The organism is Burkholderia seminalis DSM 23518 (assembly GCF_902832885.1).
GTDB lineage: Bacteria > Pseudomonadota > Gammaproteobacteria > Burkholderiales > Burkholderiaceae > Burkholderia > Burkholderia seminalis.
Map to the genome: position 1 here is coordinate 579,138 of NZ_CADFDK010000001.1, position 21,115 is coordinate 600,252.

Genomic DNA, 21,115 nt, shown 5'->3' on the forward strand with positions numbered 1-21,115 from the left:
CATGACGCACTCCGCACTTCGTCCGATCCTGATCGTACTGCATCGCGAACAGTCGAGCCCCGGCCGGATCGGGCGGCTGCTGGCCGCGCGCGGCCATCCGCTCGACATCCGCCGCCCGCCGCTCGGCGACCCGCTGCCGGCGACGCTTGCCGGGCATGCGGGCGCCGTGGTGTTCGGCGGCCCGATGAGCGCCAACGACGGCGATCGCTGGATCCGCGACGAGATCGACTGGATCGGCGTGCCGCTGCGCGAGTCGGCACCGTTTCTCGGCGTTTGCCTCGGCGCGCAGATGATGATCCGTCATCTGGGCGGCCGCGTGACGGCGCACCGCGACGGGCGCGCGGAAATCGGCTACTGGCCGATCGCCGCGACGCACGCCGGCCGGCGACTCGGTTCATGGCCGTCGCACGTGTACCAGTGGCATCGCGAGGGCTTCGAGCGCGTTGCCGGGCTCGAGATCCTCGCGACCGGCGAGCACTTCGAGAACCAGGCCGTGCGCTACGGGCAGCGCGCGTACGGCGTCCAGTTCCATCCGGAAGTCAGCTTTCCGATGATGCGGCGCTGGAGCACGGCCGCCGCGCACAAGCTGGCGGCGCCCGGCGCGCAGGATCTCGCGACGCAGGCGAGCGAAGGCCGGCGGCACGACCGCGCGACGGCTGCGTGGCTCAGCGCGTTTCTCGACCGCTGGCTCGACGATGCGCCGGCATCAGGTCGGCACCGTCACGTCGGAGATACTGATCAGCCCCCACTCGACCGCGCGCAGCACGGCTTCATGCCGACGTGACACGTTGAACTTGCGGCGGATGTTCATGAAGTGGAAATTGATGCACGACTCGGTCACGTTCAGGATGTGGCCGATTTCCCACGACGTCTTGCCGGCCGCATGCCAGCGCAGACACTCGACTTCCCGCCGGCTCAGCCGCGGCACGCTGTCGGGCGGTGCGTGGCACGGCGTGCCGGCGATCGCTTCGCACGCGACGTCGCGCAGCAGCGTCAGCGCCGCGAGGTGACGGTCGCAGCGCTCGCGCGTGGCGGCAAGATCGTCCGCGCTCGCGCACGACAGCATGCCGACCTCCCCTTTCGCGCCGCGCACGGGCAGCACGACGCCGCTGCGCATGCCGTACGCGGCCGCCGCTTCGTAGCACGGCCGCTGCCCGGGCTGCGCGAACAGCGCGTCGTCCCATACGAGCGGCAGTGCCGAACGGAAGCAATGCCGCAGCATCGGGTCGACGCGGTCGAACTGGCGCTGCCGGTACAGCGCCGTCCAGCCCGGCACGCCGCTGCTCCACTTGCGCGCGAGATCGAACGACGCGCCGGTAAACGGCAACACGATCAGCACGACCTTGTCGAATCCCATTCCGGCGGCCGCGTCGGTCATCCGCTGCCATGACGCGTCCGTGTCGCCGGGTACCAACCATTTCAGACAATCCAGTCCTTTCATACAAGCCACCCCGTTTATTAGTTGGAATCTGCAGTCAGGCGGACTTGCGCAACCGGTTCGAGGCGTTGCGCGCGAACGGGCCGCGCTAGAGCGCCTCGGTCAGACGTCGCCGACCCGCGTGCTTCGCGTCGTCGAGCGAAGCCGTCACGTCGAACGGAATCCCGAACGCCTTTTCGATGCCGGACGCGTTCGCGATGGCCGCTTCGCGCTCGGTCGGGTCCGGTTCGACCGACACGAGCGCGCGGCAGACCGCGGCAAGCGCGGCACGGTTCTGCTTGAGCCACATGCCGCGTTCCTTGCGGTCGTCGTGCGGTTCGTCCGGGCGGGCCGGCGGAAAGATCATGACAAACGGCTCGCCGTGCCGCATCAGCGCGTGCATGTCGTCGAGCCAGCGCTGCGCGTAGCCGCCGGATGCGATCGCGTCGTTGCGCACGACGACGAGCGGAAATTCCGTGACGTCGAACACGGCGAGCGTCGCCAGTTCGGGCGGCGTGTTTCCAGCGTGGGAGGTAGGCATCGGGTCAATCTCCATCGAATTGAACAGCATGGGTCGGAACGGGCCGCGCAGCGCCCGCTTCATCGTTTCGCGGCCGCGCCGGGGCCGAACGGCGGGCGGGCGAGCCACACCACCGCGATCACGGCGAGATACACGCAGCCGAGCGCGAACGACACGTCGTTGAACGAGATCTGGTACGCCTGCGCGTCGACCAGGTTGCCGAGCAGCGTCGCCGCGCGTTGCGGATCGCCGCCGCCGAGCCGTGCGACTTCGGCACGCACGGCCGGATCGAAACCGCTCAGGTGTTCGCTGAGCTGCGCGTGATGCAGGATGGCGCGCCGGTCCCACAGGAACGACGTGATCGACACCGCGAAGCTCGCGCCGAGCGTGCGCAGGAACGTCGACAGGCCGGAGCCCGCGGCGATTTCGTCCGGCTTCAGGTCGGACAGCAGGATGCTGTTGATCGGCATGATGAACAGCGCGAGGCCGAGGCCCTGCAGCAGCTGGATCAGCGCGATGTGCGTGAAGTCGATGTCGGGCACGAAGCCCGCGCGCAGGAACGACGACGTGCCGAGGATCGCGAACGCGCAGCACACGAGCACGCGCATGTTGAAGCGCGGCGCGTACTTGCCCATGAACGGCGTCATCAGCACGGGGATCACGCCCATCGGCGCGACCGCCAGCCCGGCCCAGAACGCCGTGTAGCCGAGCGTGCGCTGCAGCCACTGCGGCACGATCACGTTGACCGCGAAGAAGGCCGAGTACGCGAGCACGAGCGTCAGCGTGCCGGCCGCGAAGTTGCGATGCGCGAACAGCCGCAGGTTCACGATCGGATTCGGTTCGTTGAGCTCCCAGATCAGGAACAGCGCGATCCCGAACGCGGCGACCACCGACATCACGACGATGAACGTCGAGTTGAACCAGTCGGCCTCGTTGCCCTTGTCGAGCACGATCTGCAGCGCGCCGACGCCGACGATGAGCGCGGCCAGCCCGACGTAGTCGACGCGCGCGGCGACCGTCGTCTCGACGCGCGCCCGCATCTGCGCGAACACGCACATCGCGGCGAACACGCCGATCGGCAGATTGATCAGGAACGCCCAGCGCCACGAGTAATGTTCCGTCACCCAGCCGCCGAACACGGGGCCCGCGATCGGCGCGACGACGGTGACCATCGCGATCATCGACAGCGCGAAGCCGCGCCGCTGCGGCGGGTAGATCGACAACATCAGCGCTTGCGTGGTCGGAATCATCGGCCCGGCCACGAGGCCCTGCAGCGCGCGGAACGCGACGAGCTGCGGCAGGTTCTGCGCGAGGCCGCACAAGAGCGACGCGAACGTAAACGCCAGCGTCGCCCATACGAACAGCCTCACCTGGCCGACGCGCTTGACGAGAAACCCGGTCAGCGGCAGCGCGATCGCATTGCTGACCGAGAACGTCGTGACGACCCAGGCGCTCTGCGTCGTGCTCACGCCGAAGTTGCCGGCGATGGTCGGCAGCGACACGTTCGCGACGGTGCCGTCGAGCACCTGCATGAAGACCGCGAGCGCGAGGCCGAACGTCGTCAGCGCGACGCTCGACGGACGAAAACCGGCATCGGCGGCCGGCATCGGGCCGCTCATTGCGCACGCTCCGTGCGTACCGCCGCCGGCAGGTTCGCGTGCACGACGTCGGCGATCAGGCTGTCGGCGCGCGCGAGTTCGTCGCGGTACACGTCGGTGCGGAACACCGGCGAACGCTGCTCGCGGCGCGACAGCATCGCGCCGCTGCGGTCGTGCTGGTCGACGCGCGCGTGCATCGACAGGCCGATGCGCAACGGATGCGCGTCGAGCTGTGCCGGATCCGTCAGTTCGATGCGCACCGGTAGCCGCTGGACGATCTTGATCCAGTTGCCGGTCGCGTTCTGCGCGGGCAGCAGCGAGAACGCGCTGCCGGTGCCGACGCCGAGGCTCTGCACGCGGCCCGTGTAGCGCACCGCGTCGCCGTACAGGTCGGCCGTCAGCTCGACCGGTTGCCCGATCCGCATGTGTTCGAGCTGCTTCTCGGTGAAGTTCGCGTCGACCCACAGCTCGCGCAGCGGCACGACCGCAAGCAACGGCACGCCGGGCGACACGCGCTGCCCGACCTGTACCGTGCGTTTCGCGACATAGCCGGTGACGGGCGCGACGATATCGGTGCGCGCGCGGGCGAGATACGCGGCGCGCAGCCGCGAGGCCGCGGCCTGGACATCGGGATGCGACGCGACCGCGGTATCGTCGACGAGCGCCTTGCTCGTCTGGTGCTGTTCGCTCAACGTGGCGAGCGCGCTTTGCGCGGCGGCATATGCGCTTTGCGCGGACGTCAGCGTGTCGAGCGCGTGCGCAAGCTCCTCGCGCGAGATCGCGCCGGAGCGGCCGAGGTCCTCGCGGCGCCGGTAATCGGCCTTCGCCTTGTCGAGCGCGGTACGTCGCGCGTCGAGGTCGGCGCGTGCGCCGTCGATGCTGTTCGCGAGCCCGCGTTCATTGCTGTACAGGCCGCGCACCTTGCGGACCGTGGCCGCGAGATCGGCCTGCGCGGCCGCGAGCGCGATCTGCGCGTCGCTCGCGTCGAGACGGACGAGCGGCGTGCCGGCGCGCACGAGGTTGCCGTCGTCCGCGTCGATCGACACGACGGTGCCCGTTACCTGCGGCGTCAGCTCGACGACGTTGCCTTGCGCGTAGGCGTTGTCGGTGGCTTCGTACCAGCGGCCGACGAGCGCGTACCAGATGCCCCAGCCGACGATGCCGAACGCGAACACCCCGACGAGCGCGCGCACGAGGTGCTTGCGTCGCGCGGGCGGCGGCGTCGCCGGTGCGGCGCCGCCCGGCGACGGTTGCGCGCGGGCGTCCGGTGCGCCCGGCGCGCGCGGCGCACCGGTGTGGTCGGCCGCGGGTTGCTGGCGGGCACTGGCGGAATCGGCGACTGCCGGTCGCGCGGGAGTCTGCAAGGTGTTGTCGCTGCTCATGGTTCGATGTCAAGGACGGTGGGAAGGAGTGGCGGCGAGCGCGACGTCGTCCGGCTCGGCGCGGAAGCCGCCGCCGAGCGCCGCGACGAGCTGCAGCGACTGGTCCGCGCGCTGGGCGCGCAGCGCGGCGACCTCGCGGCTCGCGATCAGCAGCTGCTGGCGCACGACGAGCGCATCGAGATAGCTGCCGACGCCGGCCCGGTAGCGCGCGTCCGCGAGCCGCCATGCATCGGCGGCGGAGTCGAACGCACGTTGCTGCGCATCGGCCTGCTGGGCGAGTGAACGCAGCCGGTGCAGATCGTCCGCCACCTCGCCGATCGCGCCGATCAGCGTTTTGTTGTAGCCGGCGACCGCGAGGTCGTATTGCGCGTCGCGCTTGCGCAGCACACCGCGCCGTTCGCCGCCGTCGAAGATCGGCAGGCTCACGGCCGGGTTGACGTTGTAGGTGCGCGAGGCGGCCTGGAACAGCGATGCGCCGCCGCGCGTCGCGAGCCCGATCAGCGCGGTGAGACTGACGTCGGGCAGGAAATCCGCGCGGGCGGCCGCGACGTTGCGGCTCGCGGCCTCCACGCGCCAGCGCGCGGCGACGAGGTCGGCGCGCCGGCCGAGCAGCGCGGCCGGCAGGTCGGCCGGCACCGCGAGCGCGGCGGTCGGCAGCGGCGCGGGCCGCGTGAGCGCGAGGCCGCGATCGGGGCCTGCGCCGAGCAGGATCGCGAGCGCGATGCGCGCGCTGTCGATCGCCTGCGCCGCGCGGGCCTGCTCGCGCGTCGCCGCCGCGACTTCGCTTTCCGCCTGGCGCTGCTGCGCGACGTTGTCGATGCCTTTCGTGACGCGCTGGCGCGTCAGCGACAGCGCTTCGTCGGCGCGGTCGAATTCGGCCTGCGCGACATCCTGCTGATCGAACGCATAGGCGAGATTCACGTAGGCGCGCGCGACGTTGACGGACAGCAGCACGCGCGCGGCCTGCGCATCGATCCGCGCCGCACGCGCTTCGCCGAGCGCGGCTTCCCACGTCGCCCGGCGGCCGCCCCACAGATCGAGATCCCAGCTCAGGCCGAGATTGATCTCGCGTGTGTGGCTGAAGACACCGCCGCCCTGGTCCGTCGAAAACTGCGTGCCGGACGTGCGTTCGCCCTTCGCGCTCGCGCGGCCGACGAGGTGCGGCAGTCGCGCGGCCTGCGCTTCGATCACCAGCGCCTGCGCCTCGCGCGCACGCGCATCGGCGGTCGCGAGATCGGGATTGCCGGCCAGCGCTTCGTCGATCAATGCATCCAGCTGCGCATCGTGCAACGCAAGCCACCAGTCGGCGGCCGGCCAGTCGGCGATCGGCGCATGCGCGAGGCTGCGCGACGCGGCGAGCGTATCGGCGCCGCGCAGCGTGCCGGCGGGCGCGAGCCCGTCGCGGCTCGCGCAGGCGCCGAGCAGGGCGAGCGCCACGGCAACGGCCGTTCGCGACAGGGCGCGCAGCGCGACGGCATCGCGTGGCGAGGGAGCAAGTGCTGCATGCATCGCATTCCTCTGCTTCGATTGGGTTTGAACACGACACGCATTGTTGGACGCTCCCGGGCAAAGCTGATAATGTTGTTTAGACAAAAAATAATGAATTCCGGCCATGCCCATCCGAGAAGCTTCTCCCTCCCGTGCCATGCCACGCGCCGACGCCGATCCGAGCGAACGCGCGGACGGCCCGTCGCTGATCGCCGTCTGGGGCGAGGACGACGGCAGCAACGCGTATCAGCTCGGCACGCGCGAGGTCGACTGGCACAGCCATCTGCGCGGCCAGGTGTTCTGCGTGGAAAGCGGTTTCGCGCACGTGCGCACGCCGCACGGTTCGTGGCTGCTGCCGCCGCATCGCGCGGGCTGGATTCCGCCGGGCGAGCAGCACAAGGTCAGCATCAGCGGTGCGTTGAGCGGCTGGAGCGTCGTGATCGCGCCGGCCGCGAGCCGCCGGATGCCGGATCAACCGTGCGTGATCGCGATCACCGACCTGATGCGCGCGCTCGTGCGGCGCGCGGTGTCGTGGGCCGACCAGGACCGGCTCGACATCGAACAGGCGCGCATCAGCGTCGTGCTGCTCGACGAGATGCGGCGCGCGCCGCACGAACCGCTGCACTTGCCGATGCCGCACGACCGGCGGTTGCTGCGCATCGCGAACGCGATCCTCGGGCAGCCGCACGACAGCCGCACGCTGGACGCGTGGGCCGAATGGGCCGGGTTGTCCGCCCGGACGCTGAGCCGGCTGTTCGTCGCGGAAACCGGCACGAGCTTCGCGCAGTGGCGGCAGCAGGCGCGGCTCACGCACGCGCTCGAACGGCTGGCGAACGGCGACAGCGTTGCCAACATCGCCGACGCGCTCGGCTATGCGACGCCGAGCAATTTCATCGCGATGTTCCGCCGCGCGTTCGGCGATTCGCCCGCGCACTACTTCGCGAAGCGCAAGCAGCCGTAACGCGGCGCGGAATCGCACGACGCCCTATCACCCCTGCCAGTACTGCGCGCGCGGCGACGTCGCTATAGTCGCCGTGCGACCGGCCGGTCGGTCGCTCAATGTGACCTGTGGAGGATGTCGATGTCGAATGCCGTCGGATCGGACAACACGCCGATCGTCTCCGAGCAGCAGCTCGCCGATCATCTGGCCGCCGGCTGCAAGCCGGCCGCGCGGTTCCGGATCGGCACCGAGCACGAGAAGTTCGTCGTGGCCCGCGCGACGCACGCGGCCGCGCGTTACGAGGGATCGTCCGGCATTGCCGCGGTGCTCGAGCGGCTGCGCGGCGACGGAACGCCGATCGTCGATGCCGGCCAGGTCGTCGGCGTGATCCAGCGCGACGGCGCGGCGATCTCGCTCGAGCCGGCCGGCCAGCTCGAACTGTCGGGCGCGCCGCTCGATACGCTGCACGACACGCACGCCGAACTGCATGCGCACCTCGCCGCGGCCCGCGCGGCATGCGATCCGCTCGGCCTGCGCTGCGTGCCGCTCGGTTTTCACCCTCACCTGTCGCGCGAAGCGCTGCCGTGGATGCCGAAGCAGCGCTACGGGATCATGCGGCGCTACATGCCGCGCGTCGGCACGCGCGGGCTCGACATGATGCAGCGCACCTGCACCGTGCAGGTCAACCTCGATTTCGCGTCGGAAAGCGACATGGCGCGCAAGATGCGCGTGTCGCTCGCGCTGCAGCCGGTCGCGACCGCGCTGTTCGCGAATTCGCCGTTTCGCGACGGCCGCCCGTCGGGCCTGCTGTCGACGCGTGCGCACACGTGGCTCGACACCGACGAGGATCGCTGCGGCGCGCCGGCCCTGTTCCTGTCGCGCAGCTTCGGCTTCGAGCGCTACGTGAGCTGGCTGCTCGACAACGTGCCGATGTATTTCGTGCGGCGCGGCGATCGTTATGCGGAGGCGACCGGGCACACGTTCCGCGACTTCATGCGGCGGCGCATTCCGCATCTCGAAGGCGAGACGCCGACACTGGGGGATTTCGCGGACCACCTGACGACGGTGTTTACCGAGGTCCGGCTCAAGCGCTATCTCGAGATGCGCGGCGCCGATGCCGGCTCGCCCGACATGATGGTCGCGTTGTCCGCGTTCTGGACCGGCCTGCTGTACGATCCGGCCGCGCTGTCGGAGGCCGAGACGCTGGCGGCCGGGATCGACCGCGGCACGCTGCTCACGCTGCGTCGCGACGTGCCGCGTACCGGGCTCGACACGCGCGTCGACGGTCGTTCATTGCGCGCGCTGGCGGCCGACGCGCTTGGGATCGCGCATCGCGGCCTGCGTGCGCGGGCGCGCCGGGACGCGGCCGGCCACGACGAATCGAGGTATCTCGCCCCGCTCGACGCGATCGTCGCCGGCGCGCCGACCCAGGCCGAGCACTGGCTGGCCCGCTATCGCGACGCATGGGCCGGCGACGCGACGCGGATTCATGACGAAGCCGCCGTCTGAGCGCGGCGCGCCGGGCCGCTCACGCGCAGCACGCGAGCAGCGGCTCGTGTGCGAACTCGACGCCGGGCGGCAGCGCATGGCCGCGTCGCCGCGTACGCACGGCGTGAGCGAGCGTCTCGAAGAGCCGCGCGGTATCGGCGAACGACAGGCACGCGTCGGTGATGCTCTGCCCGTAGCGCAGCGGCACGCCGGGCACGAGGTCCTGCCGCCCTTCGATCAGGTTCGACTCGATCAGCACGCCGACGATGCGCGTATCGCCGGCCGCCACCTGCGCGGCGACTTCCGCGCCGACACCGAGCTGGTTGCGGTATTGGCGGCGGCTGTTGCCGTGACTGACGTCGATCATCACGCGCGGCGCGACCTGCGCGCCGGTCATGCGCTCGCATGCCGCATTCACGGCGGCCGCGTCGAAATTCGGCTCGCGCCCGCCGCGCAGCACGACGTGCGTGTGCGGATTGCCGGGCGACGCAGCCGCGCATAACCGGCCATCCGCATCGATCGACAGGAACCGGTGCGGATGCGCCGCCGCGCGCATCGCATCGACGGCCACCTGGACGTTGCCGTCGGTGCCGTTCTTGAAGCCGATCGGGATCGGCAGCGACGATGCCAGCTCGCGATGCACCTGCGACTCCACGGTGCGCGCGCCGATCGCGCCCCACGCAACCAGATCCGCGAGGTAGCGCGGCGACAGCGGATCGAGAAACTCGGTCGCGGCCGGCATCTCCGCACCGTTGATGTCGCACAGCAGCGCGCGGGCCGCCTGCAGCCCGGCATCGATCCGGTCGCTGCCGTCCAGCAGCGGATCGTTGATCAGCCCTTTCCAGCCGATGGTCGTGCGCGGCTTCTCGAAGTACACGCGCATCACGATTTCCAGCTCGTCGGCGAAGCGCGCGCGTTGCAGCGCGAGCCGTGCCGCGTAGTCGCGCGCGGCGGCCGGATCGTGCACCGAGCACGGACCGGCGATGACCACGAGCCGGTCGTCCGTGCCGTCGAGCACGTCGACGATCGCACGGCGGGTCGTATGAACGGTGCGCGACGCGCGCAAGGCCGGCGGCAGCGCGCCGGCCAGATCCGCAGGGGACGGCAAGCGCAGCACGGCGTCGCGGTTTGTCGTCCAGGCGTTTGCATGCATGGGGACTGCCCTCCTGTCGATAATGAACGGGACTTTTTACTACAGCGCGACTGTATTGAATGGTGCTTTTGGTGCGCAACTAACACATTTATCAGTTTCTAATTCATAATCTTATGAATGAGGGAAATAAGCGTCGAATTCGATAATTCCGGCATCTTTCGTGCCGGGTTGCAGGAGGCGAAGGCGGTCGGTCATTCGATTTTCATTTGGAAATCAGGGGAGCGATCCGGTTGAAGGGAAGTCTTGATTTTACGGGGCTCCACGCGGGGTTGCTATTCGTTCTGATAGTGGCGGCCCGATAGTCGTTCGATTAATTTTCGGATGCCCGACAGGCCACTCGGGCAAGAAAATATAAATCAACCCAGTCATTGCGGAGAATCACCATGGCGAAGCGACATTACGAAACGCCCATTCACGTCAAGTATCGCGATACGGATTCGATGGGGCATGTGAGCAGTCCCGTCTATTACGACTATCTGCAGCATTCGTACCTCTGCTACATGTTCGACCTGCTCGGCCTGCCGCGCAGCGAGAAGCTGCCGCACATCATGGTGAAGACGCAATGCGAGTACCTCGCACCGGCGCAATTCGGCGACAACCTGACGATCCGCTCGAGCATCGTGCGCTTCGGCAGCAAGAGCTTCGATCTCGAACACCTGATGGAGCGCGACGACCAGACCATCGTCGCGCGCGGCGTGTCGACGCACGTGATGTTCGATTACGCGAACAACACGACGCTGGCCGTGCCCGACGAATTCAAGACGCGCGTGCTCGAATTCCAGGGTTCGCTGTGAGCCGCGCTCACGCGGTCGGGAGCGACACGTGAACTGCCCGGTGGCGCGCGCCCGGCGCCGGATCGGCGCGATCGTCGAGCGGCGTGACGATCGTGCGATCGTGATCGTCCGTCAGGCGGCGCAGGCGCTGCTCGAGCCGGCTGCGCTCGAGCGGCACCGTGTGCTCGCGTACCGCCACGAGGACGAGCTGGAGGTGCTGCTGCAGCCGTGCGGCGGCGCGCACGACGGCGTGCGGCCGCTGCTCGGCCGGTTGCGGGACGCCGGCGTGGCCGTCGCGCTCGACGCGGCGACTCTCGTGCACGATGCGTCGCTGCTCGAGTTCGCGAGCTGGGTCACACGGTGTACGACGCCGGACGGCCCGGCGGCGGCACGTGACGACACGGTCGTGCCTGGCGGTGCGCTGCTCTACGGGCTGGTCGTGCGATGGCGCGACCGGCACGGGCGGTGGCGGCGGCCGGCGGGCGACGGGGGGCCGGACCGCACGCCGCGGACCATTGCGGCGGAGGCGGCCGAACACCTCGCAGCGGGCAATCCCGGCGAACAGGTGCTCGGCGCGCTGCTGGACGCCGACGACGCGTCGACCGGCGCGGCGCTCGATACGCTGTCGGACGCGGTGCGCACGCGGCGGATCTGCCTGGCGACGCGGGCCGGCTGGCCGCTCGCCCGGCGGCTATGAGCGCCGTCGTCGTGACGGCCGGTGCGCGTGCGCTGCCCGCGCGCGCGTTCCTGGTCGGCATGATGGGCGCGGGCAAGTCGACGCTCGGCCGTGCACTGGCGGCATCGCTCGGCTGGGCGTTCGCCGACAGCGACGACGAGATCGAGCGGCGCACGGGCCGCTCGGTCGCCGCGCTGTTCGACAGCGTCGGCGAACGCGGTTTCCGGCTGCTCGAAACGCATATCGTCGACGAACTGACGCAGCGCGCGAACGTGATCGTGGCGACCGGCGGGGGCGCGATCCTGAATCCGCGCACCCGCGCGCGCCTGAACGAACGCGGCTGCGTGGTCTACCTGCATGCGGATCCCGATGCGTTGTGGCGCCGGACCCGCGACGACACGCGGCGGCCGCTGCTGCAGGTGGCCGAACCGCGGCAAACGCTCGCCGCGCAATACCGGATGCGCGACCCGCTGTATCGCGAATGCGCGCATGCGCTGGTCGACACGACCGCTCACGGTGTCGCGCGGGCGACGGCGGACGTGCTGACGGTGCTGTTGGCGCGGCTGGGCGCGCCGGATTGACGGCGCGTGTTCGCTGCCCTGCCCTGCGAGGCGCCCCCTGTTCGATGTCGGAAGCGTTTTTGAAGCGACGAGTTTGGATATTCAATCGTCGTGTTGTGATAAGAAAAGTTATCCGGATATGTCGATCGTTTTATCAAACTGCGGGTTTCGAGGCAGGCAGATCGGCGCGTTTCCGATGCCGGCGCGGCAAGCAGCCTTCCCTGCGACACGCGCGTTCGGCGTTCTCCCCGCGCCAGTTGCCGGCCGATGCGGCCGTCATCCTCGTCGTGATCGCCGAGATTGCCTCAGCCTGATGGAACGGCCGCCCTGCGGGGCGGTCATCCCGTCTCCCGGGCGTTTTCGTGTGCCCTGCCCGGAATCCGGCACGTTTGCCGATCTGCTCGATATCAGGGCGCGATCGTCGGAAAGCCTTGTCCGGAAAGGCGCGACACGTGCCAGATACATTGAAATACAAAATATCGCATACGATTTAATCGAATACGCTTGACTGAGGAAGTCGTCTCGACCAAACTGCATCGCATGCGATCGAATCGCATCTGAAACAAACCCCACTGATGGAGCCAATGATGAGCAAGATCGAAACAGTGCTGTACACGGGCAAGACGCATACGACTTCCGGCGGCCGCGACGGCGCGGCGCGCAGTTCCGACGGCCGCCTCGACATCCAGCTGTCGTCGCCGGGCAGCGCCGGCACCGGCACCAACCCGGAACAGCTGTTCGCCGCCGGCTGGTCGGCCTGTTTCATCGGCGCGATGCAGCTTGCGGCGCGTGCCGCGAAGGTGACGCTGCCGGCCGATCTCGCGGTCGACGCCGAAGTGGATCTCGGCACCGGCGGCAACGCGTATTTCCTGCAGGCCCGGCTGAACGTGAGCGTGCCGGGGCTCGACCGCGACGTCGCGCAACGGATCGTCGACGCCGCGCACCAGACCTGCCCGTACTCGAAGGCGACGCGCGGCAACATCGACGTCGACATCCGCATCGCCTGAACGTCGTATTGGGCGGCCGAACGCCGCCCGCCCGAATTTCCGATTTCTTTTCTATCGAGGTGAATGATGAAAGTCCAATTGATCGCTGCCCTGCTCGTCGCCGTCTCGGCCACCGTTGCCGCCCCGGCGTTCGCCAACGAAACCGCCGTGACGCGTGCACAGGTACGCGCCGAGCTTGCCCAGCTTCAACAGGCCGGCTATCCGCTGAACCGTGCGTCCGACGCGACCTATCCGAACGATCTGCAGGCCGCGCTCACGCAGATCCATGCCGACGATGCCGTCGTTGCCCACGTGCCGGCGTCCGGCTACGGCAGCAACGGCGACGCCGCGACGCAATCCGGCCGCCGGCCCGCGCTCAGCGTGGCCGCGCGCTCGGTGTACTTCGGTCATTGAGCGGCGCGCCGGTGTGCGAACCCTGAATCCTTTCCCGTTTCCAGATTGTCGAGGTGAATGATGAAAACCCAATTGATCGCTGCGCTGCTCGTCGCCGTTTCCGCTTCCGCCGCCGCCCCGGCGTTCGCCGACCAGGCCGCCGTGTCCCGCGCGCAGGTGCGCGCCGAACTCGTCCAGCTCGAACAGGCCGGTTACCGTCCCGGCCGGGCGAACGATCCGCATTACCCGGACGACCTGCAGGCCGCATTGACGCGCGTTCACGCGAACGACGCCGTGGCGGCCGACACGTCCGCGTCGTCGGGTTATGGCCCCGACGCTGCCGCCGCGACGCAGTCGGGCAGCCGGCCCGCGACGCGCATCGCCGAACGTTCGATCTACTTCGGTCACTGAATGAAACCGCGAACGGCGCCGATGGCCGGCGTACCGTACGCAACCCCTGAATGCCTGTTTCCCTGTCGAGGTAAATGATGAAGACCCAACTGATCGCAGCCCTTCTCGTCGCCGTGTCGGCCTCCGCCGCCGCGCCGGCGTTCGCCAGCGAAAGCACCGTCACGCGCGCGCAGGTGCGTGCGGAACTGGTCGCGCTGCAAACGGCCGGCTACCTGCCGAACCGCCCCAACGACCCGAACTATCCGGACAATATCCAGGCGGCGCTGAACCGGATTCACGACAATGGCGCCGATGCGGCCGACACGCAGGCAGCCGGATACGGCAGCGACGCGAGCGGCGCGGCGCAGTCGGGCAGCCGCGACGGGGTTCGCATGGCCGGGCGCTCGGTTTATTTCGGCCATTGAGCGCGGCACGACGAAAACGGTCGCCCTCTATCGCCTTATAAAGCGCATGCGATGTAATCGCATGCGCTTTTGTCATGGGGAAGCCGGTGTCTGGATCGACGCTGCTACCTGCCTCGAGCATCCGGTCTATGCTGTGCGTCCCCCATCTTCATTCGAGGAGCAGCCGATGCCGGATGCCACGACCGGAAACGCGACAGGCGATACACACGTGCTCGATCCGGTCGCCTGGAACGCACTGACGGGCAAGCAGCGCCATCTGGCGCTCGGCAATGACCGCGCGTGGCGGTTTCCGTCGGCCATTGCGCCATTCGCCGCGATCGCCGACACGAGCGCGGCTTCGTTCGACGCGCTGCGCGAACTGGTCGCCGCGCACGGGCCAGCGGCCCTCGTCACGCCGGACGAAATCGAGCCGCCGGCGGGATGGGCGGTCGTCCGGCGCGCGACACTGCTGCAAATGGTCTGGCAAGGCGCGCCCGATCCGGCCGACGAATCGGAGCATGTGACACTCGGCGAAGCCGATGTGCCGGACATGCTCGCGCTGACCACGGCGGCGCAGCCGGGCCCGTTCGGCCCGCGCACGGTCGAGCTTGGCCGCTACATCGGCGTGCGCAGCGCAGGCCGGCTCGCCGCGATGGCTGGCGAGCGGATGCGGGTCGACGGGTATACGGAGATCAGCGCCGTGTGCGTGGATGCCGCGTTTCGGCGGCAAGGCCTTGCGGCGCGCCTGATCCGGTCGTTGATCGCGTCGATCGGTGCGCGCGCGGAAACGCCTTTCCTGCACGTCCTCACAACGAACCAGGTGGCGATCGAGCGCTATGTCGCGCTCGGTTTCGTCGTGCGCCGCGAGATGCGCCTGCTGGTGCTGGGCGACGCGCACGCATGACGACGCGGCCGGCGCGATGCACGCGCCGGCCGCCGGCGGTTCATCGGCTCATGCTTCTTCGGTCGAACGGATCAGGTTGCCGCGCAGCGTGACGATCGCCTTCTGCACCTTCGCGAATTCGTCCGGCTTCAATCCGGTGGCTTCGACCAGATTCATGTCGAGCCCCTTCTCGCGCACGCGGCGGCCGCTTTTCGTCAGGCTGACGAGCACCTGGCGTTCGTCGGACGGGTCACGGTGCCGCTCCAGGTAGCCCATCGCTTCGAGCTTCTTCAGGATCGGCGTCAGCGTATTGGATTCGAGGAACAGCTTCTCGCCGAGCTGGCCGACGGTCTGGTTGTCCTGCTCCCACAGTGCGATGATCGTGATGTATTGCGTATACGTGAGGCCGAGCTCGTCGAGGATCGGCTTGTAGGCCTTGCCGAACGCGAGATTCGCCGAGTAGATCGCAAAGCAAAGGAACTCGGACAGCTTCGGCGTGGCGGGCGATGAGGCTTCGGTCGGTTTCATGGGCTTCCTCCAGCGACGCGAACGGTCGCAGACAACCGCATTATATATCGCATGCGATCTTATCGGAAGCATGACAATCGGTCTCGATGAACCGGTGCGGCCTCAGCCGTGCCCGCGGCGCTTGCCGGTCTGCTGACGGCTGACCGACAGCAGCGAGCATTGCACCGGATGCGCGATTTCAGTCGCGAGCCCGCCTGCGGCAAACAGCAGGATCATCAGCCAGCGTTTCATGCGTCCTCCACGACCGACAGGCTTGCCCCGTTGGCGACCGTCGCGTCGAGCGCATACGGATCGATGCCGTCGAGGCAGCCGAGATTGACGCGCCAGCATGCCGGGTCCTTGCGCGTCTGATGGAACGGATAGACGCCGCACCGGCTGCAGAAATAGTGACGGGCCGTGCGCGTGTTGAAGCGGTAGCACGTCAGCACGTCCTCGCCTTCGACGATGGTCAGACAGGCGGCGGCGAACATCGGGCTCATCAGCGCGCCGCGGCGGCGGCACAGGCTGCAGTTGCAGCGAACGGCCGGCGTAATGGCCGCCCTGACTTCGAATTTGACGGCCCCGCAATGGCAGGATCCCTTGAACCACGTTGCAGACATGATGGACTCCGGAAGCGGTCATGCCTGCTTTATAGCGAACCCGCGCGGGGCCGTTGTATCGCTCTGTATCTGCAGTTCGTGCCGATACAAAGCCTTGCACATCCGCGGTGCGCGCGATCAGTCCAGCGCGTGCCGAAGCCGCTCGATCGCCGCCCGCGCTTCGCTTTCGAGTGCGGCGAACAACTCGGCGGCCGGCAGCGTGCGCACGAGCGCCGCCGCCTGCCCGGCCCACTGCGCGCCGTAGCCGAATTCGCCCTTCGCCTTCGCGGCCGCATGCAACGCCTTGCCCGCGTCGTAGGCGATCGGATACGCGGGCGTGGCCGGCGCGTGCGGATCGTCGCCGAGCGCGGTCAGCCGGTTCGCGATGCCGCGTGCGGCCCGGCCCGAGATCGCGGCCGTCAACGTCGTGCGGCGCGCCGCGTCGCCGAGGATCGCGCGGCGATAGCCGTCGTCGATCGACGTCTCCGGGCACGCGACGAACGCGGTGCCGAGCTGCGCGGCCTGCGCGCCGAGCGCGAGCGCGGCGGCAATGCCTGCGCCGTCCATGATGCCGCCGGCGGCGATCACGGGCAGCGCGCATTCGCGCACGATCAGGCGGGTCAGCGCGAACGTGCCGAGGCGATCGTCATGCGCGGTCGAATCGAACACGCCGCGATGCCCGCCGGCTTCGATGCCCTGCGCGACGATCGCATCGATGCCGGCGGCGGCAATCTGCCGTGCCTCGTCGAGATGCGTCGCGGTCGCGAACAGCGTGATGCCCGCGCGTTTCAGCGCGGCGATCACGTCCGCTGGCGGCAGCCCGAAATGGAAGCTGACGACGGCCGGTTTCTCCTCGACGAGCATCGCCTGCATCGCATCGTCCGCGACGAAGCTCGTATAGATCTCCGACAGCGACGCGGGCGGCGTCGCGCCGTATTCGCGGAACGCCGGCGCGAGCCAGTCGAGCCACGCGCGTTCGACGGCTGCGTCCGCGCGGGCCGGGGCATGGCAGAACACGTTGATGTTGAATGGGCGGTCGGTCAGCGCGCGTGTCTCGCGGATCATCTTGCGTGCGCCGTCGGCATGCGTCGCGCCGACACCGAGCGAGCCGAGCCCGCCGGCGTTCGACACGGCGGCGGCCAGCGCCGGCGTGCTGACGCCGGCCATCGGCGCCTGGACGATCGGTGCGCGGATACCGAGCGTGCGCAACAGCGCCCGGTTGTCGGTCGGTTGATTCATGTCGCTTGTCTCCCCATAGCCGTGATCGAAAGGCGCCGGTCGCCTGCGCGCCGACGCGCGTGAGTCCGGTTCGGCCCGGCGCGTGCAAGTCGTGCTTCGCGCGCACCGGTCACGAGAAAAAGGTGGGCGCCCGTGCGGTGCTGCCTGCGTCCGGATGCGGTACCGGCAACGCTATCCATCCTACGCCAGACGTCGGCCCGCGGGCCGGCGGCTAGCGGCCGCGTGCCCAGTGCGCGAGCCCGGCGCAAGCGGCCAGCAGCGCGCCTGTCACGAAGAACACCGAATGCAGGCCGAATGCGACGCCGATCTGCCCGCCGATCACGGGGCCGATCACCTGCCCGCTGAACTGTGCGGACTGCAGGTAGCCGAGCATCTGCCCCGTCGAGCGCTCGTCGACCGATTGCCGCACGAGCTTGCCGATCGACGGCAGCAGCCCCGCGAGCGTCATGCCCATCAGTCCGCGCAGCGCGGCAAGTTGCCACCAGTGCGTGACGAACGCTTGCGGCACCATCGCGAGCGCGGTCAGCAGCAGGCAGCCGACGATCACGTTCCAGCTGCCGATCCGGTCGGCGAGCGCGCCGAGCCGCGCGGCGGTCAGCATGCTGCCGAGCGCCGAACACGCCATGACGACGCCGGCGACTCGCGCGAGAGAGGCGCCGGCGACGCCGAGTCCGCCGATATAGACCGTGATGATCGGCTCGATCGACATGTTCGCGAGCAGCACCATCATCGCCGTCACCAGCAAGGCGGCGACCGCTGCGCGATTCGTCCGGTGCGTCGTGCCGGTGGCCGTGCCGGCGCTGCGGGCTTGCGCGTCGGTGCCCGCGTGGAAGTCCTCCTTCACGACGAAGATCGTCAGCAGCGCGGCGACGGCGATCATCGCGCCGCCGGCGAAGAAGGTGCCGCGAATGCCGACCCAGCCGGGCAGCAATCCGCCGACGAGCGGGCCGACCAGATTGCCCGCGAGCGCGCCGGTCGACAGCATGCCGAGCGCCCAGCCCGCGCGTTCGCGCGGCGCCTGCGTGCCGACCATCACGGTCGACGCCGACGCGTAGCCGCCGACGAGCCCTGCGATCAACCGCAGCGCGACCAGTTCGACCACGTTGTGCGCGACGCCGATCAGCGACATCACGATCGCCATTCCGATCGCCGCGCGCACGAGCATCGGCTTGCGGCCGAAGCGGTCCGCGAGGCGGCCCCACAGCGGCGCGGTGACGGCCGTGCCGAGAAACGTCGCACCGAACGCGATGCCCGACCACTGGATGACGGCCGACTGCGCGTCGACGCCGAGCTGCCGCACGTACAGCGGCAAGAACGGCAGCAGCATGCTCAGGCTGACGAGCGTCGTGAATGACCCGAACACGCAGACGGCGAGATTGCGCCGCCAGTAGCGCAGGTTGCGTTCGGCATAACTGACGGCCGGACGCTCGGCGCGCGCGGCGGCCGGTGCGTGGACGGTCGTGCTCATCGCGCCCTCGCCGCAGGCGTCGCGCCCGCCGTGCCGGGCGACGCGTGGACTGCGCGCCCGCGCGGTTGATCCGGAAGTGCCCGATGCATGTCGACCTCCATTCGCTGGACGGACGCCAGGCGCGTCCGTCGGTCGAGGAAAGTCTAGATTGAGTCGAATGCCGGGAGAATCACCGTCGTGCGAAAGTCATTCTTCCGCATGGCGGTTCAATCGCCGTCGGTGATGGCCGCCAGCCGCGAGAAATGCTCCCGCAGGCGCGGCGCCGCGAAATCGACGAACGCACGTACCTTGGGGACCGACAGCCGCCCGTACGGCGTCACGAGATGGATGGGTAGCGGCGCATGCTCGCTGTCGCGCAGCACGATTCGCAGCGTGCCGTCGCGTACCTGTTCGGCGACGTGATACGAAAAGAGCCGCGTGACGCCGTGGCCGGCGACGGCCGACGCGACCGCGCCGCGGATCGTGTTGATGATGAAGCGCGGCGCGAACTGGACGACCTGCGGCAGTGCCGACGGCGCCGCCGGCGGGAAGCTCCACGAGTCGAGCCCGAAGTGCGTCATCGAGATGATCCGGTGCCGCGCGAGATCGGCCGGTGCGTCGATGGCCGGATGCTTCGCGAGGTAAGCGGGGGATGCAACGACGACCCGCCGCACGGAGCCGACCGGAATCGCGACGAGCGTCGAATCGGACAGGTGCGCGATGCGCAGCGCGACGTCCATCCCTTCGTCGACGAGGCTGACGGGACGGTCGAGCAGTTGCAGGCGGATCGACACGGCCGGATGGCGTTCGATGAATGCATCGAGCAGCGCACGCAGCACGTCCTCGCCGGCGGCGACCGGCGCGGTGACCGTCAGCATGCCGCGCGGCGCGGCGCGTTCGTCGGCAACCAGCATGTCGGCCTCTTCCAGATCCGACAGGATGCGGCGGCACGCGGCCGCGTAGCGTTCGCCGGCCTCGCTCAGTCGGATCGTCCGGGTGGTGCGGTACAGCAGCGCGGTGCCGGTGTGTTCCTCGAGAAACGCGATCGCGCGGCTGACTGCCGCCGGCGACCGGCCAAGCCGTCGGCCCGCGCCCGCGAGGCTGCCCTCGTCCAGCGTGGCGACGAACACCTTCATCGCATCGATTCGATCCATGGCGTGTGTGCAGGGCGCGGGCGGTCGTGTAATGGGCGGCGGGCAAGCGAGCGTGCAGTCTACCGCACGCGGGCAAGCCGTCCGGCCGCGGGGATGCCGTATCGCTGATTTGGCCCTGCAATGCGCGAGCGAAGAAACCGCACGAACGGCCGTCAGGGAGCCGCGTTCCTCGAACGCCGGGCCCGACATTCAAGCGGTTGCGCTGAATAACCAACAACACAACTACAGCACCTATGAAAAGAAGAACATTCCTCGCGCTGCCCGCCGTGGCGGCGGCCGGCATGCTGGCCGGCTGCACCAACGTCAGCATCGGCCCCGTCACCGATCGCATGATGAAGGATCCGGAATACCGGGAAACGCTGTCGGCGTTTCTGATCAGCGCGGACGGGAAGAAACTTGTCGTGATCGGCAAGCGGTATCACTACATCTTCGATGTGCCGCCGGCGCTTGCCGTCAACCTCACGGCGCCCTATCGCCCGAAGCTGTATACCGATTTCTACGATTTCGAGACGCATGGCGACCAGATCGCCGGGCGTTACGTGCTGCGGCTTTCGCGCGAGGACGCGCCGCCTGGCTCCGAGCTTCGCGAGCGCGCGCTCGCCGACGGTTTCAAGGACCAGCGCCACCAGTTGACGGAGAGCGGCACGATCAGCGGCAAGCGTTACCAGCCGAACGACGTCACGCCGGCGACGCTCCCGCAGGCGTTCAATCATGCGTACGACGTCGAGGTCGTCGAGCGGCCGTCGATGCTCGGCAAGGGCGCGAAGCTCGCGCTGTCGCCGATCACGATGGCGGCGGACGGCGCGCTGGGCCTGCTGGGCCTCGCACTGTTCCCGATCGCGCTGACGGCATTCATCGTCATCGCGAGTTGAGAAATGATGTACGTCGCCGGTGTGCCGCGGAGACATGCGGCGTACCGGCGCGCGCCGGGTCCGTCGTGTTCTTCAGAAGCCTGATTCTCGCAGCCATGCGCGGCGCGGTCTGACGGCCGAAGCCTCATGGTTTTCCCGGTCCGCTCGACTGCGCGGGCACACCGTTGCCGGCGCGGCATCACGTGCCGCGCAAGCCGCAGCGGCCCGCTGCGCGAATCCGGGCCGCCGCACGCGCCCTACCCTTTC

General features: G+C 69.0%; 24 protein-coding genes and 1 pseudogene. 13 read left to right on the forward strand and 12 right to left on the reverse strand.

Features of this window, described 5'->3' with window-relative positions:
- Nucleotide 1 precedes the first annotated feature (1 nt).
- Nucleotides 2-784, forward strand: a complete 783-nt coding sequence (locus tag HWX00_RS02650) for a glutamine amidotransferase (RefSeq protein WP_175029063.1) — start codon at nucleotides 2-4, stop codon at nucleotides 782-784.
- Here HWX00_RS02650 and HWX00_RS02655 read toward each other — a convergent pair.
- From HWX00_RS02655 to HWX00_RS02675, 5 genes are all read right to left on the reverse strand, one after another.
- The gene (locus HWX00_RS02655; RefSeq protein ID WP_059557651.1) at nucleotides 707-1,441 is read right to left on the reverse strand and encodes an autoinducer binding domain-containing protein; all 735 of its coding nucleotides are present in this window, start codon (nucleotides 1,439-1,441) and stop codon (nucleotides 707-709) included. The two genes, HWX00_RS02650 and HWX00_RS02655, sit on opposite strands and share 78 nt — an antisense overlap.
- A gap of 85 nt (nucleotides 1,442-1,526) precedes the next feature.
- The gene (locus HWX00_RS02660; RefSeq protein WP_049034540.1) at nucleotides 1,527-1,958 is read right to left on the reverse strand and encodes a hypothetical protein; all 432 of its coding nucleotides are present in this window, start codon (nucleotides 1,956-1,958) and stop codon (nucleotides 1,527-1,529) included.
- A gap of 59 nt (nucleotides 1,959-2,017) precedes the next feature.
- The gene (locus tag HWX00_RS02665) at nucleotides 2,018-3,556 is read right to left on the reverse strand and encodes a DHA2 family efflux MFS transporter permease subunit (protein ID WP_069706256.1); all 1,539 of its coding nucleotides are present in this window, start codon (nucleotides 3,554-3,556) and stop codon (nucleotides 2,018-2,020) included.
- On the reverse strand, nucleotides 3,553-4,917 hold the full coding sequence (locus HWX00_RS02670; protein WP_083286592.1) for an HlyD/EmrA/EmrK family protein: 1,365 nt from the start codon (nucleotides 4,915-4,917) through the stop codon (nucleotides 3,553-3,555). The genes HWX00_RS02665 and HWX00_RS02670 overlap by 4 nt, the downstream gene beginning before the upstream one ends.
- Nucleotides 4,918-4,926: 9 nt before the next feature.
- Nucleotides 4,927-6,426, reverse strand: coding sequence for an efflux transporter outer membrane subunit (locus tag HWX00_RS02675; protein WP_175868086.1), 1,500 nt, complete (start codon nucleotides 6,424-6,426; stop codon nucleotides 4,927-4,929).
- Nucleotides 6,427-6,529: 103 nt separating this feature from the next.
- Here HWX00_RS02675 and HWX00_RS02680 point away from each other — a divergent pair, with 103 nt between their 5' ends.
- Complete coding sequence (locus HWX00_RS02680; RefSeq protein ID WP_059557657.1) at nucleotides 6,530-7,366, forward strand: AraC family transcriptional regulator; 837 nt, start codon at nucleotides 6,530-6,532, stop codon at nucleotides 7,364-7,366.
- Nucleotides 7,367-7,486: 120 nt separating this feature from the next.
- Entirely contained in the window at nucleotides 7,487-8,854 is a 1,368-nt protein-coding gene (locus HWX00_RS02685) for a glutamate--cysteine ligase (protein WP_175028597.1), read from the forward strand.
- 19 nt (nucleotides 8,855-8,873) lie between these two features.
- Here HWX00_RS02685 and HWX00_RS02690 read toward each other — a convergent pair whose 3' ends face one another.
- On the reverse strand, nucleotides 8,874-9,986 hold the full coding sequence (locus tag HWX00_RS02690; RefSeq protein ID WP_175028596.1) for a 3-deoxy-7-phosphoheptulonate synthase: 1,113 nt from the start codon (nucleotides 9,984-9,986) through the stop codon (nucleotides 8,874-8,876).
- A 383-nt stretch (nucleotides 9,987-10,369) separates the two neighbouring features.
- Here HWX00_RS02690 and HWX00_RS02695 point away from each other — a divergent pair, with 383 nt between their 5' ends.
- The 9 genes and pseudogenes from HWX00_RS02695 (at nucleotide 10,370) to HWX00_RS02730 (ending at nucleotide 15,072) form a co-directional block, all read left to right on the forward strand.
- Entirely contained in the window at nucleotides 10,370-10,780 is a 411-nt protein-coding gene (locus HWX00_RS02695; RefSeq protein ID WP_034186859.1) for an acyl-CoA thioesterase, read from the forward strand.
- 28 nt (nucleotides 10,781-10,808) lie between these two features.
- Complete coding sequence (locus HWX00_RS02700) at nucleotides 10,809-11,456, forward strand: hypothetical protein (RefSeq protein WP_069245627.1); 648 nt, start codon at nucleotides 10,809-10,811, stop codon at nucleotides 11,454-11,456.
- Nucleotides 11,453-12,016 carry a shikimate kinase gene (locus tag HWX00_RS02705; RefSeq protein ID WP_226193748.1) on the forward strand — a complete coding sequence of 188 codons (564 nt, stop codon included), beginning with the start codon at nucleotides 11,453-11,455 and terminating at the stop codon, nucleotides 12,014-12,016. Before HWX00_RS02700 ends, HWX00_RS02705 begins: the two co-directional genes overlap by 4 nt.
- 206 nt (nucleotides 12,017-12,222) lie before the next feature.
- Nucleotides 12,223-12,309, forward strand: a pseudogene (locus tag HWX00_RS37255) (RidA family protein); the annotation flags it as partial.
- Between the two features lie 273 nt (nucleotides 12,310-12,582).
- Nucleotides 12,583-13,002 carry an organic hydroperoxide resistance protein gene (locus HWX00_RS02710; RefSeq protein ID WP_034187020.1) on the forward strand — a complete coding sequence of 140 codons (420 nt, stop codon included), beginning with the start codon at nucleotides 12,583-12,585 and terminating at the stop codon, nucleotides 13,000-13,002.
- 66 nt (nucleotides 13,003-13,068) lie between these two features.
- Nucleotides 13,069-13,395, forward strand: a complete 327-nt coding sequence (locus HWX00_RS02715; RefSeq protein WP_059557853.1) for a DUF4148 domain-containing protein — start codon at nucleotides 13,069-13,071, stop codon at nucleotides 13,393-13,395.
- A gap of 60 nt (nucleotides 13,396-13,455) precedes the next feature.
- Nucleotides 13,456-13,785 carry a DUF4148 domain-containing protein gene (locus HWX00_RS02720; RefSeq protein WP_034187022.1) on the forward strand — a complete coding sequence of 110 codons (330 nt, stop codon included), beginning with the start codon at nucleotides 13,456-13,458 and terminating at the stop codon, nucleotides 13,783-13,785.
- Between the two features lie 74 nt (nucleotides 13,786-13,859).
- Nucleotides 13,860-14,189, forward strand: a complete 330-nt coding sequence (locus HWX00_RS02725) for a DUF4148 domain-containing protein (RefSeq protein WP_049035551.1) — start codon at nucleotides 13,860-13,862, stop codon at nucleotides 14,187-14,189.
- A 166-nt stretch (nucleotides 14,190-14,355) separates the two neighbouring features.
- A complete protein-coding gene (locus tag HWX00_RS02730; RefSeq protein WP_175028601.1) occupies nucleotides 14,356-15,072 on the forward strand; it encodes a GNAT family N-acetyltransferase in 717 nt (238 codons plus the stop codon).
- Nucleotides 15,073-15,120: 48 nt separating this feature from the next.
- Here the strand turns inward: HWX00_RS02730 and HWX00_RS02735 are convergent, their stop codons facing one another.
- The 6 genes from HWX00_RS02735 to HWX00_RS02755 all read right to left on the reverse strand — a co-directional run bounded on the left by HWX00_RS02735 (nucleotide 15,121) and on the right by HWX00_RS02755 (nucleotide 19,997).
- On the reverse strand, nucleotides 15,121-15,579 hold the full coding sequence (locus HWX00_RS02735) for a MarR family winged helix-turn-helix transcriptional regulator (RefSeq protein WP_034186863.1): 459 nt from the start codon (nucleotides 15,577-15,579) through the stop codon (nucleotides 15,121-15,123).
- Nucleotides 15,580-15,681: 102 nt separating this feature from the next.
- A complete protein-coding gene (locus HWX00_RS37135; protein WP_257786206.1) occupies nucleotides 15,682-15,810 on the reverse strand; it encodes a hypothetical protein in 129 nt (42 codons plus the stop codon).
- Nucleotides 15,807-16,178, reverse strand: coding sequence for a GFA family protein (locus HWX00_RS02740; protein WP_034186864.1), 372 nt, complete (start codon nucleotides 16,176-16,178; stop codon nucleotides 15,807-15,809). Before HWX00_RS02740 ends, HWX00_RS37135 begins: the two co-directional genes overlap by 4 nt.
- A gap of 117 nt (nucleotides 16,179-16,295) precedes the next feature.
- On the reverse strand, nucleotides 16,296-17,396 hold the full coding sequence (locus HWX00_RS02745) for an NAD(P)H-dependent flavin oxidoreductase (protein ID WP_175028595.1): 1,101 nt from the start codon (nucleotides 17,394-17,396) through the stop codon (nucleotides 16,296-16,298).
- A gap of 211 nt (nucleotides 17,397-17,607) precedes the next feature.
- Nucleotides 17,608-18,864 carry an MFS transporter gene (locus HWX00_RS02750; protein ID WP_049035546.1) on the reverse strand — a complete coding sequence of 419 codons (1,257 nt, stop codon included), beginning with the start codon at nucleotides 18,862-18,864 and terminating at the stop codon, nucleotides 17,608-17,610.
- A gap of 206 nt (nucleotides 18,865-19,070) precedes the next feature.
- Complete coding sequence (locus tag HWX00_RS02755; protein ID WP_034186867.1) at nucleotides 19,071-19,997, reverse strand: LysR family transcriptional regulator; 927 nt, start codon at nucleotides 19,995-19,997, stop codon at nucleotides 19,071-19,073.
- 233 nt (nucleotides 19,998-20,230) lie between these two features.
- Here HWX00_RS02755 and HWX00_RS02760 point away from each other — a divergent pair, with 233 nt between their 5' ends.
- On the forward strand, nucleotides 20,231-20,869 hold the full coding sequence (locus HWX00_RS02760; protein ID WP_175028594.1) for a 5-formyltetrahydrofolate cyclo-ligase: 639 nt from the start codon (nucleotides 20,231-20,233) through the stop codon (nucleotides 20,867-20,869).
- The last annotated feature ends 246 nt before the right edge of the window (nucleotides 20,870-21,115 follow it).